The organism is Pseudoalteromonas aquimarina, assembly GCF_049257255.1.
Taxonomy (GTDB): domain Bacteria; phylum Pseudomonadota; class Gammaproteobacteria; order Enterobacterales; family Alteromonadaceae; genus Pseudoalteromonas.
This window is the reverse complement of sequence record NZ_JBMMUG010000001.1, coordinates 384544-397130: the sequence shown is the minus strand read 5'-3', so window position 1 is coordinate 397130 and position 12587 is coordinate 384544. Positions and strand designations below refer to the sequence as shown.

At 40.5% G+C, this 12587-nt stretch carries 11 protein-coding genes and 1 riboswitch; of the genes, 7 read left to right on the top strand and 4 right to left on the bottom strand.

From position 1 onward, the window contains the following. Positions 1-8: 8 nt before the first annotated feature. Complete coding sequence (locus tag AAEU29_RS01785; protein WP_421971810.1) at positions 9-263, top strand: DUF2024 family protein; 255 nt, start codon at positions 9-11, stop codon at positions 261-263. An 8-nt stretch (positions 264-271) separates the two neighbouring features. Then, the gene (locus AAEU29_RS01780) at positions 272-529 is read left to right on the top strand and encodes a Rho-binding antiterminator (protein ID WP_421971809.1); all 258 of its coding nucleotides are present in this window, start codon (positions 272-274) and stop codon (positions 527-529) included. 49 nt (positions 530-578) lie between these two features. Here AAEU29_RS01780 and AAEU29_RS01775 read toward each other — a convergent pair whose 3' ends face one another. Next, the gene (locus tag AAEU29_RS01775; protein WP_421971808.1) at positions 579-1460 is read right to left on the bottom strand and encodes an NAD(P)-dependent oxidoreductase; all 882 of its coding nucleotides are present in this window, start codon (positions 1458-1460) and stop codon (positions 579-581) included. Positions 1461-1553: 93 nt separating this feature from the next. On the opposite strand from AAEU29_RS01775, the gene AAEU29_RS01770 reads away from it, so the two are divergent. After that, positions 1554-2543, top strand: coding sequence for a 2-hydroxyacid dehydrogenase (locus tag AAEU29_RS01770; protein WP_421971807.1), 990 nt, complete (start codon positions 1554-1556; stop codon positions 2541-2543). A 48-nt stretch (positions 2544-2591) separates the two neighbouring features. Here AAEU29_RS01770 and AAEU29_RS01765 read toward each other — a convergent pair whose 3' ends face one another. Continuing rightward, entirely contained in the window at positions 2592-3914 is a 1323-nt protein-coding gene (locus AAEU29_RS01765; RefSeq protein ID WP_421971806.1) for a sodium-dependent transporter, read from the bottom strand. Positions 3915-4020: 106 nt separating this feature from the next. On the opposite strand from AAEU29_RS01765, the gene AAEU29_RS01760 reads away from it, so the two are divergent. Then, entirely contained in the window at positions 4021-4806 is a 786-nt protein-coding gene (locus AAEU29_RS01760) for a 4'-phosphopantetheinyl transferase family protein (protein WP_421971805.1), read from the top strand. Here AAEU29_RS01760 and lysC read toward each other — a convergent pair. After that, entirely contained in the window at positions 4756-6042 is a 1287-nt protein-coding gene (gene lysC / locus AAEU29_RS01755; protein ID WP_421972290.1) for a lysine-sensitive aspartokinase 3, read from the bottom strand. The two genes, AAEU29_RS01760 and lysC, sit on opposite strands and share 51 nt — an antisense overlap. A 130-nt stretch (positions 6043-6172) precedes the next feature. Beyond that, a riboswitch (Lysine riboswitch) is annotated at positions 6173-6346 on the bottom strand. Positions 6347-6429: 83 nt separating this feature from the next. After that, positions 6430-7683, bottom strand: coding sequence for a sodium:proton antiporter NhaD (nhaD, locus tag AAEU29_RS01750; protein WP_274761717.1), 1254 nt, complete (start codon positions 7681-7683; stop codon positions 6430-6432). Between the two features lie 187 nt (positions 7684-7870). Here nhaD and AAEU29_RS01745 point away from each other — a divergent pair, with 187 nt between their 5' ends. From AAEU29_RS01745 to AAEU29_RS01735, 3 genes are read left to right on the top strand one after another with little or no spacing between them, the layout of a single operon-like run. Continuing rightward, positions 7871-9118: an MksB family condensin complex protein gene (locus AAEU29_RS01745; RefSeq protein WP_421971804.1), complete on the top strand. Its 1248-nt coding sequence runs from the start codon at positions 7871-7873 to the stop codon at positions 9116-9118. Between the two features lie 5 nt (positions 9119-9123). Continuing rightward, positions 9124-9675, top strand: a complete 552-nt coding sequence (locus tag AAEU29_RS01740) for a condensin complex protein MksE (RefSeq protein WP_038641964.1) — start codon at positions 9124-9126, stop codon at positions 9673-9675. Beyond that, positions 9675-12473 carry an Mks condensin complex protein MksF gene (locus tag AAEU29_RS01735; protein WP_421971803.1) on the top strand — a complete coding sequence of 933 codons (2799 nt, stop codon included), beginning with the start codon at positions 9675-9677 and terminating at the stop codon, positions 12471-12473. Before AAEU29_RS01740 ends, AAEU29_RS01735 begins: the two co-directional genes overlap by 1 nt. Positions 12474-12587 lie beyond the last annotated feature (114 nt).

The following is a 12587-nucleotide window of genomic DNA, read 5'->3' as shown; positions in this document are numbered from 1 at the left end:
AGAAAACAATGCAAGTACACATTTATGATACCCATGTCACAACAAATAACGGCCATTACCTTCATTTTGATGTGTTGGTGGATGATGCCAATGTGTCTAAGGTAAAACAGTTTGCTGAACAATATTTGAAAGCCAATGGCATTGAGGTAAGCCAAATAAGTCAAAGTCGCTGTCAATTTTGCCATAGCGAAATTGCGAACCCCGAAACCATACAAAAAATAAATCAGCAGGGTCATGCAATAATCGAGTTGGTAGGTGTGTAGGTAAACTTATGACACAACTAATTAACTGCGATTTACATGATTATTTTGAAATAGTTTGTATGCGCCAAAGCAATATTAAAATCATGTTACATAGCGACATTACATATCGTGGCAAAGCTATTAACCTTAGAACAAGTCAGGGTGTTGAATACATTGAAGTTGCATTAAATTGTGGTGAGATTAAGCGTTTTAATTTAGCTGAAATTAGCACGCTTTGTGCAATAGGCAATAATATTAAAAACCATAACTTTGAGCTGGTTTTGTAATCGTAATGCAGCCAGTAAGCTTGGCTGCATTATTGTATTTAAAGCGTGTTTATTTTTGTTTAAATGATTCTAAACGCGCTAATAAACTCGAGGTGTCAAAGCGTCCACCACCCAAGTTTTGAACTTCACTGTAAAATTGGTCAACAATCGCAGTCATTGGTAATTGCGAGCCATTTTTGCGTGCTTCATCTAACGCGATCCCAAGATCTTTACGCATCCAATCAACCGCAAAACCAAATTCATATTCACCTTTAAGCATGGTTTTATGGCGATTAACCATTTGCCACGAGCCTGCAGCACCTTTAGCAATAGTTTCAACAACCTTTTCACCATCAAGGCCTGCATTCATCGCAAAGTGCATGCCTTCTGCAAGTCCTTGTACCACACCCGCGATACAAATTTGATTTACCATTTTGCAAAGTTGGCCTGCACCTACTGGGCCTAATAATTGACTAAACTGTGAAAATGCAGCCATAACCGGCTGTGCTTTTGCAAATACCGCTTCATCACCACCACACATTACTGTTAATACACCATTTTCTGCGCCAGCTTGTCCGCCTGAAACAGGCGCATCTATAAAATCATTGCCTTGCGCTTTTGCAAGTTCAGCTAGCTCCTTCGCTACTTCAGCTGATGTCGTTGTGTGATCAACAATAATTGCACCAGGCTTTATGCCAGCAAGTATGCCATCTTCACCTTTCACAACTTGTCGTAAGTCGTCGTCATTGCCCACGCAAACAAACACAAAGTCAGCATTTTCAGATGCAGCTTTAGGCGTTTGTGCAAAGCTACCCAAATATTCATTTGCCCACTTTTGCGCTTTTGCTGTGGTACGGTTATAAACACAGGTTTCATAGCCAGCATTTTTAAGATGCCCTGCCATCGGGTAACCCATTACACCCAAACCAATAAATGCAACCTTAATCGACATAACTTACTCACTTTTAATCTTTACAAAACTGCGTTTGAGTATAATCATTTAACGCATTGAATTATAGGCTTACATCTGGTTAAGGAAAGCAACATGGGTTCTAAGTCCTTTCGACTCGCATTTTTTAGTACACAAAAGTACGATATCTCCGCATTTGAGTGTCAATTTCCAGAACATATCTCTGCCGAATATTTTTCGCAGCCACTGAACGAAAGCTCCGTAAAACTCGCTGAAGGGTTTGATGGTATTTGTTGTTTTGTGAATGATGTGCTTGATGAAACTGTGATTAAAAACTTAAGTCAGCTTGGGGTAAAGTTGATTGCGCTACGCTGTGCTGGATTTAACAATGTAGATTTAAACGCCGCAAAAAGGCATAACATTAAAGTGGTGCGAGTCCCTGCTTATAGCCCTGAGGCTGTAGCAGAGCATTGCTTAGCACTTATTCTAACGCTTTCTCGTAAAACTCATAAAGCCTATAACCGCGTTAAAGAAAACAACTTTGATTTAAATGGCTTACTTGGTTTTAACTTACATAACAAAACAGTTGGTGTGATTGGCCTTGGTAAAATTGGCAGCGCTTTTGTTAAAATTTTAAATGGATTTGGTGCTAACGTGATCTATTTTGATCCATTTGCCGAAAGTGAGCTAGCGAAGCCAGTTAGCCTAGAAACCCTTTACCAGCAATCAGATATTATTGCCCTTCACTGCCCGCTCACCAACGATACGCTGCATATCATCAATGAAGAAGCACTCGAACAAATGAAACCAGGGGTGATGCTTGTTAACACTAGCCGCGGTGCTTTAATTGACACGAAAGCATGTATAACTGCGCTTAAATCACGCAAATTGGGATACTTAGCACTCGATGTGTACGAGCAAGAGTCTGAACTGTTTTTTAAAGATATGAGCTGTGAAATTATCGACGATGATGTTTTCCAACGTCTACTCACCTTCCCTAATGTCCTTATTACTGGTCATCAAGGCTTTTTCACAAAAGAAGCTGTGAGTGAAATTGTTGCTACTACACTTCACAATGTGAATGAATTCATTGCCAATTCACCATTAACTAATGAAGTTAAATAAAAAAAGCGCGTTTTAAACGCGCATTTTTTTTATTCTATTTTTTAAAAACTATTTAAATGCTACGTTAGCAAATACCGCTAACATTAAGATTGGGCAAATAAAGCGGATATAGTTCGCAAGTAGTTTATATCCCAATTTATTTGATTCATGAAGCATATTGCCACGCTGCCAAAACCAGCCAACAACCACAAAGTAAAATAACCCCATTAATGGTAATTGGTATTGCGTAAATACGGTTATCACTAGCCCAAATAACCAATCAAAATTGACAATAATAACGCTTGAACAAAGACCTACAATAATTGTTACCAGCCATGTCGCAGGTTTTCTATCAAAACCATGATTTTCAACTAAAAAAGATACAGGGATTTCTGTAGATGAAATGGTTGACGTAAGTGATGCAATCGACATCAGTACAAAAAATACTAAAGCAACTACAAGCCCAAACGCACCTAAGGTTGCAAACAGCTGTGGCAAAATAGCAAAGATTAGCTGGCCTTCACCTATTAGTTTGCCCCCTTGCATAATCTCTACACCTTGCGCTTGCGCTACATAAAGTGCCGGAATAATTAGTAAACCCGCTAAAAATGCAACACTGGTATCAAGCATGGCAACCGAAATCGACATTTTTGCCACATTTGCATCGCGCTTAAGGTATGAGCCATAAATCATCATACAACCAACACCCAGCGACAATGAGAAAAACGCCTGTCCCATCGCTGCAATAATTAAATCCGGGTCGGTTACTTTACTAAAATCAGGTAATAAGTAGGCCTTAAAGCCATCGCTTGCACCTTCAAGTGTGCCAATGTAAGCAATCAAGACAAGTAGCAATACTAATAACACTGGCATTAAACGGCGTGACCATACTTCAATACCAGACTTAACACCTTTTAAAATAATGCTGGCAGTTAAAATCAACATCAGCGGGGTAAAAATAACATTGCGCAGTAAGGAGTCTGATTTCAGAAAAGTGGCAATATCAGTGAGCCCTAAAATAGTTGCTATTGGCTCTAAGGCAAACGCCAGCATCCAGCCAGCAACAATGCTGTAAAAACTGAGCATCACAATTGCACCACCAAGGCCAATATAACCTGCAGCTGCACCCATTTTTCTACTTGTTGATTGGCACGCCTCAGCTAATGCTTTTACTGGGTTCGCTTGTGCACTGTGGCCAATATAAAGCTCAGTAAAAAGCGCAGGTAATGCGAGTAAAAAGATTACAATAAAGTAAACCAGTAAGAATGCGCCGCCACCGTGATTTGCAGCCTGCGTCGGGAATCCCCATATATTGCCTAAACCTACGGCTGCACCTGCTGCCGCTAAGACAAAACCTAAACGACTTTGAAAGCCATCTCTAATTTGTGCCATATTGAACTCTTATTTTTATTATCTACACCACGACTTATAAAACCAAGCAAGATATACTGCAGCAAATATAATGGCTACGCTTGGCTAAAAGACTAATCTATCGGGTATGGAAACGATTAACAACAAAAAACCACCAATAACAGGCAACTCGCCTGAGCGCGCGCATTTTAGCGTGCTAAACCCCAAGTCACCAATCAATTTAGTTATAGCCAATAGCCAATACCTTAATTTTGACCAAATAAACATCGAATCTATTTTGTCACCAAGTGAAATCGCGATTATGCAAAGGCGCAAATCAGACAGCGCAAAACGGGAATATTTAGCATCTCGTTATTTAATTAAATGCTTAGCACAGCAATACTTCGCGATTGAACTCAAAGAACTTACAACGTTTTTTGACGAACCAAGTGCCCGTTTGGTAATTAAGTATCAAAACAGCACTTTGCCACTGTCACTGGTGATCAGTCATTCTAAAGGTTGGGTTGCGGTTTATTTGGCAAGCACACCTGAGCGTATGGGTATCGACCTAGAATTTATTTCAGAAAAGCGCCCTTTTCTAAAATTAGCCAAGCACTTTTATCATATTGATGAAATTAATGAAATTGAGAGAGCAAACCCTATGTCCGATACTTTTTTTCGTATCTGGACATTAAAAGAAGCGCTGGCCAAAGCCATTGCGGTTCCCATTGCTAAATTATTAGCACCCAATGTGTACGAAGGCTATGCCAATAACAATTTGCTCGCTTATAGCTGTCAAACCAAGCAGTTTGACTTTTCTTTAGCTGCGCCAGCAACTGTCTTTCAGCCACCAGCGCTTATTGAAGTTTTGCTTAAACCCAATTTAACAGGCTTCGAGCAAACGGCTGTGAATCGCTTGCACAACGTTATCTGATTCACTTTGCTCTACTAAAAAGCACAGATTGTGTTTACTAGCACCATGGCAAATTAAGCGAATGTTAAATTCACTAAGTACACCCATTAGGTTAATTTCACCATGGCGTAACTGAATTTCAGAGCCAATTAATGCCACCAAGGTTAAATTATTCTCAACCGTTACATGGCAAAATTCGCTTAGCTCATCAAGGCAAGCTTGATCAAGCTCTGGGCGTAATGCATTTGGCGCATTATCAAGCGTTAACGCAACACTGATTTCAGAGGTAGTCACTAAATCTACCGAAATATTGTATTTCGCTAAAATAGTGAAAACGCGTGCTAAAAAGCCGCTCGCAAGAAGCATTTCTGGGCTTTTAAGGGTCAATAAAATCTGATTTTTACGCTGGGTTACTGCGCGAATACCGGCTTGCTCAGACTTTTCTTTCTCAATCCATGTACCGCCTTGCTCTGGCGCTTTGCTAGAACCAACAAACACACTAATGCCACTGCGGCTTGCTGGTAAAATAGTTGCAGGGTGTAATACTTTGGCACCAAAGGTTGCCATTTCGGCCGCTTCATCAAAGCTCAGCTTTGCAATCGGTGCTGCTTTTGCACATAAACGTGGATCTGTACTAAAAATGCCAACAACGTCTGTCCAAATGTAAACGGCTTTTGCGTCTACTGCCTCTGCTAGTAACGCAGCACTATAATCAGAGCCACCACGGCCTAAGGTTGTTGTTTCACCTTGGCTATTTGCACCAATAAAACCTTGAGTTACAACAATGTTATTCTCAAGTAATGGTAAAAGTTTTTCAGTTGCTAAAGTACGTGTGCGTGCAACGTTCGGTTCTGCTTTGGCGAAATGTGAATTTGTCGCAAGCACTTCACGTACATCAAAACGCTGAGACTGTGCGCCTAAGCTGCGCAATACTTGCGTAAATAAATACGATGATAAACGCTCACCAAAACTCAAAAGCTCATCGGTTGCTTTGTCGTCAAATTCATTTTCAAGTGCAAGGGTTTTGAATGCTTCAAGTGTTGCTAAAAAGCCATCAGTGATATCTGCATCTAATGTTAGTTTATCGGTAATATTGTGCTGAATTGCAACAACCGCATCGATATGTGCTTGGCGCTCTTCAACCGTTAAACTGTCATTGGCAAGGCTTACTAAGTGATTAGTAACACCTGAGCTTGCACTTACCGCCACTAAACGGGTATTTGGGTTTGATAAAACAATTTCAGCACAGCGCACCATTGCGTCATAGTCAGCGACGCTGGTACCACCAAATTTTGCTACATTGATATTTGAATTAGACACAGTCTCTCCTTTAAATCTTAATAAGGAGAACTTGGCAAGGAACGATATTGATTACATCAGGATAGTCTCTGCCAGAAGCTCTCCACCTGTTACAGGTGACAGTCCCGAAGATTCAACTTCTAGAACCGAAGCAAACTGGCCACAAATCCAGATCACTCCTCGGCAGTTAACCCCCTGATAGACCGTCGTCGGGAATGTGCCCTCGAATCTACTACCTGGTTAATGCACCTCTTCTGTGTTTGAATACTTAATAAGCACACAAACAAAAGCCTTCTAAAAAGAAGGCTTTTGAAATTTACCGTTTAGCCGTCTAGCTGTCAATCACTAATTAAGAAATAAACAACCAACTAAATACGATGATGAATAACCAATGGTGTAGGCAATCATCAAATACATAAACATGCGCAGGTAACTTACAAAGGTCAGTTCCTTAATTTTGCTCATCGCAATAATACCTGCAGCTGAACCGATAATCAGCATTGAACCACCCACACCTGTTGCATAGGTGAAGGTTAACCACTGGCGCGTATCCATTACGATATCTGCTTTTAGTAGTGCTGCAGTAAGCGGAACGTTATCAACCGCGGCTGACAAAATACCCATAATAAAGTTTGCGTACTCTGGCGCTAACACTTCATACAGGTGTGTAAACTGGTTTAAAATACCAATTTCTTTCATTGCACCAACAAGCAGTAATACCCCAACGAAGAATAATAAGGTGTCGTACTCAATTTCACGTACATAGTCGATGATCTTTTTGTTCACATCTTTTTTGCGCATTAAGAATTGCGCCACCAAAAACATCAGCGATAAGCCAAACAAAAAGGTTAATAAAGGTGGAATGTGATACCACACACTAAACATTAGCGTTGCTACGATGGTCGAAACAAAAATACACGCAATGGTAATGTCGGTTTTTTCAATGCGGCGTAGCTCTACTTTTTCAAAGGTAATGGTGCCTTTCATGCCCATGCTCAGCATCGCTGCCAAAATAAATACAGAAAAAGCAGCTGGTGCAACTAATAACAACAAGTTAGCAATGGTTACTTTATCAGCGAGGAAGATCATTAAAGTAGTTACATCACCCGTGATAAGCGATACACCACCTGAGTTCACCGCAAATACAATGAGCGTGGCATATTTAATTAATTTTTTGGCATCAAGCTTAAGCGACATCACAACCGCAAGCGATATCAGCGTTGCAGTGATGTTGTCAGAAATCGACGAGAAGAAAAACGCAAACGCACCTATTAAATACATTAAATTGCGTTCACTCATTTCATTAGGCAATACCCTATGCACCAAGCTTTGAATAAACCCCTTCGAGTTTAAATAAGCAACAAAGGTCATCGCCGCCATCAAAAACAACCACAAGGTCGCAATTTCTAAAATATTGTGATCGAGTTCTTTTTGAACAGATTCTGGGCTTTGCCCATGTAAAGGGGAAATAAAGAGAATAATCCAGCACAAAGTTCCAAAAAATAGCGTTGTTTTGGCTTTGTTTACATGGATAATATCCTCTATAACAATCAGCACGAAAGCGATTGCTATCAGCGCGAGAATAACACCTGACACCATCTTGTTATTTTAACCTGTAGAGTTGAGTTAAAAATTTGAACGAACACTACTGAAAACGTTAGTCAGCAGAGCGGCGCGAAGTGTAGCATTGTAGATTACCTAAAACCACTACGGTTTTAGTCTAATAACACACTTTTTTTATAAAAAATTTACTTTTTGGATAAATATCAAGTTAACGTGGATAAATATGATCCCACCTAAAAGAATTCTAACGACCTTGGTAGAGAACTGGTCACTGATTGAAGCATTAATAAAACGCTTTGATTTTGGTGATTTTAGTTTCCAAGATGCTCAGAGCTTATTAAAAAAATTAGACTCAAAGCTCTCATCTGAGGCCGTGTTTAAACAAATTAACAAGTTGATCCAGCTAGAAATTATCATTCCACTAGCAAAATCATCACAACTTGAAATCAACCGAGCAATTGCTGATTTCTCGCAATTTTTATTGCAAGAAGAAAGCCTTGGCTTAGTTGGCGAAATTCATGTTTTGGTAGAAGATTTAGCACGCTTAAACCAACGTTTGTCACATGCCGGTTTTAATGATGACGAAATGGAAATCAAGCGAAATGCACGCATTATGGATGAGCGCGTGCGTAAAATTGTTAAATTATTTCAACATAATCAAAACGCTATTTTTAACCTGGTTGAACAAGCTAAATCTAACGACTCTAATTTAACGTTGGCAAAACGCTATAAAGCGGTCATTGAAGCATTTGATGAATACATTGAACCAATGCTCAATATGGTGGATATTGGCGGCGAATTTAAGCTGTGTTTTGAGCAAATTGAAGCCTCACTGAGTGACTTGATAATTCACTTCACGACCCTTGGCAAATTTAAACACGAAAAGCGCCAGCTAGAGCAATTGCGCAGCCGTATTTTAGATATGTATTTAATTGGTCAGCAATCTCTCACCAAAAGTGCCGATGTATTATTGCCACTGCGAGAAGAGCTGCGCCGCAATACCCAGCTAACCAAGCAAACCTCAGAGGTACTTGCGCTTATTCGTAAACAAGGGGTGGATAAAATCCTTGGCGAATTTATGCCGTACTTTAGCTCAGAGGCGCAGCGATTGTCGCTTGGTTCTAACAACCAAATCACTGCGTATATGGCCGAGCTTGCGGAGTTTGAGCACGACGAGTACGAATTACCGGATATGAGTGCGGTGAATCAATACACGGCACCGAACATTCCAGATTACAATCAAGTAAAACAACGCTTTACGCAAGCTAAACGCAGCAAAAAAGCGTCTATTATGGATTTCTTAACGACCACCTATGATGAACTAGAAACTGACGAGTTATTATACCTTTACCAAAAACTAGCTAGCGATAACACGCTCGCTATTTCACACGGCGAGCAAGTAACCATTCAAAGTGGTAATAAACAGCTTACGCTCAAGCCGTATCTCGCAAGTTCAGTTTCATCGGATTAACTTTTATGTCTCAAATCGATTTATCATTGCTTTCAGAGCTTAAAGCAATCAATAAAAAACTGGTGTCTGGCTACCATATTTGCGAGCAAGACAGCCAACTATTTCAACAACTTGATCAAGAATTTGATGCTTATGAAGCGCTTTTTGCTGCTCTTGGCCAAACCCTTGTTCACGATGCCCGCGGGTTTTATTACCTGCAAGTGGATGAGGGCACCCCAAATATGGGGAAAATCTCGCGCTCATTTGCCCTTACCATTTACGTGTTGATTGAGCACTATGCCAACCTCGGTAAAGATCCACTAGTTGCCCTATTCGATAGCGATATCGACCTTGAACTGATGATGACCTTAGTGCAAAACAACAAGCACTTATTTGATCAGCTAGAGATCTTTTCGGGTAGCGATATGCGCCGCGATGTGTTTTTACGTATGGTAAGGCTTGGTGTTGCCCGCGAAACCGAACTGGGTTTTCGTATTCTTGCCTCAGCGCACCGCTATTTAGATGCCCTAAACGATATTAGCAATTTTCAAAGTCACATGGATGAGGAGCAAGTGTAATGACTGAATTATATGGTTTAACCAAGCTTGCCCTCTTAAATACCGCAGGTTACGCAAAATGTGTGATTCCACTCAATAAAAGTAGCTCTATTTGTGCGCCTAATAACACAGGTAAAAGCTCGGTTATCAACGCATTACAGTTTCCACTGATTAACGATTTGCGTTTAACCGAATGGGACGGACACGACCTTGACGAAACCCGTAAATTCTATTTCGCGTCTGATCAATCGTATATTCTACTAGAAGCAGAACTCCCACATGGCTCAGTAGTTATTGGTGTTGCTGGCCTTGGTAAAGTCGCAGGGTATGGTTACCAGTATTTTTGCTACCACGGTAAATTAGATTTAGCCGACTACACACAAAACAAACGCATTTTAAAATACACTCAGCTATTTAAAGAGTTAGGTGAAAAAGGTTACGCCCCGTATGAACTTAAAGCACAAGAGCTAAATGCCCTTCTGACGGGTGGTGCAACACCGTTTGATAGCGTGCTTAACCTTAAAATGATCCCGCTCAATCATGCCCATGACGCACCGATTTATAAAGAGATCTTCCGCCGAATTCTTAACTTACATAAGCTTGGCGCGCAAGATGTAAAACGCTTTATGTTAAAAGTGTTTGAACGTCATATGTCAAACGCCAAGGTGGACTTTTACGATGTGTGGCAACGCGCCTTTGAAAAAGTAAATCGTGCAAAAATAGAGTTAAAAGCGCTTGAGCAAAATGGCGAAGCCATCACTGCGCTTGAAAGCATGTTAGAGCATCAAAGTGCACTAAAAGGTAAACTTGCGGCCTTTGCGCCAAAAATTGATAAAGCCTTAATTGATTACAGCGACTTTAACGACAACAAGCTAATTGAAATCACCGAGCAGCTAGAAGGCATTGAAAGCGAGAAAATCGAATTTGAACAGCGCCAAAGCCTGTATGTAGGTCAACTACGTGAAATAGAACGTAAACGCACCCAGCTAGATGCTTGGTTTAGTGAATTTTCAACCCTTAAAAGTGAGTTTGAGCTGGTTAACGAAGCGCAGTTAAAAGCCGAACTTTCACAAGTTAAAAAAGAATACGATGCGCTCTCGCATACCCTTGCCAGCGCCGAAGGGCAATCACTTGTTACCCTTGATTTCCGCATTAAAGATGCCACCAAGCAAATTAAGAGCTTAAAACAGCAGCTTAAAAACCTTGAGTACAATTTATTTACTCGCATGCGTGAAGACTTATCCCTGAAAGAAGTAGAAGATATTTCGTGCCTGCTTAACCACGATATTATGACCATGGCAACGTCGGGTAAAAACGACATTACCATTCATGATGAAACTGCATTTAGTGAACTGCTTGATTTAATTTCCCGTTCAATTGAAGGTAATGTCGCAAAACTGCCCGGCATTGATATTCCATTAAAGGGCTTGAGCGCTCTTAAAATGCAATCGGGCGATGATAAAGAAACCATTAAAGCGCAAATTAATGCGTTTGAAACATCGCTAAAAGAATTACTGGCACAAAAAGAAGTTGCCGTTGATTTAGAAGGCAAAAAGCAGGAAAAAGAAACCCTGTATCAAACGGTAATGGCGCATGAAGCCGCACTGAGTCAATTTGCTAAATACACTACTATGCTTGCCTCAATTGAGGCGCAAGAGTTATTGCTGTCACAACTTGAAAGCGAGCAAGACGAAGTAGAAGGGTTACTCAGCGAAGTGCAAAATGCTGTTGCCACCATTGCTGATAGACGCTCAATAATTAAAGCTAACCGCGATATGCTGGCGCGCCAAAGTGCCCGTTTAGCGCAAGTAAAATCAGAACGTATTGACCATACTCTTGATTTTTACTCTGGAAAATCAACGCCCTACCCAATTGATATCACCATTGATTTTGATAACTTAGCCGATTTAATTCATGGCTTTAACAAAGATTGTCATGAGCTTAGAAATTTTGCGGTTAACGTATCAAACACCTACCTGCATATTTACAACGCAGGCCTGACAAAGTTTGATGGCGAAACGGACGAATACTTAAAGTATCAAAAAGTGATTAATGCATATCATAACCTTGATAACGAACAACAAGCGGTGGAACGCCAAGCGCGTGTGGCATTGACCGAAGTAGCCGCGACCATTAAAGGCCTGCGCGAAGATTTAGATCGCCTGCGCCGTGAAATGAATAGCTTTAATGGCGGCATTAGCCAGCACCGTATTTCAAACTTAAAGAGCTTTAAAATTGAAGTGCTGCCGCGCAAACAGCTTATTGAAAGTATTGATACCATTATCGCTACCTCAAATAAGCTCGATAACGGAGACACGCTCGACTTACTTAGCCAACAAGCGTTTGATGAAAAAGAGATTAATCGCGCGAAGGATCATTTAATTGAACTTGCCACCGGTAATGGTGGTTTAACCTTAAGTGATTTATTTGATATTCGCTTTGTAGTAGTCAATCGCGCAGGCGAGCAAGATACTTTTGATAAAATCGATTCTGCTGGCTCAAACGGTACGCGTATTACCATTAAGCTACTGTGCGGCATGTTGTTTATTCGCTACTTATTGGCAGATAAAGAACAAAGCAAATACCGTATTCCTATCTACATTGACGAAGCGGCAGATATCGACCCGCAAAACCAACAAGCGATTATTGAAACAGCTTACAGTTTTGGTTTTGTCCCGCTATTTGCCTCAGTTAAACCGCAAGTAAGCTGTGAATACATCGTACCTATTCGTACAGTAAGCGATGGTAAACAAAACTGGGTGGATGAAAACGATTGGATTGAAGTTAGCGACACTGAAAGTAATTTAGCAGCAAGCTAATTTAACCAGAGCGCAAATTATTTAAAAGCGGCACAAAATAAGTGCCGCTTTTTGTTTTAAATTGTTGAGTTCTTCGCAGTTCTTGCGTATTTTGGTCACAATTTTGTTGTAAAA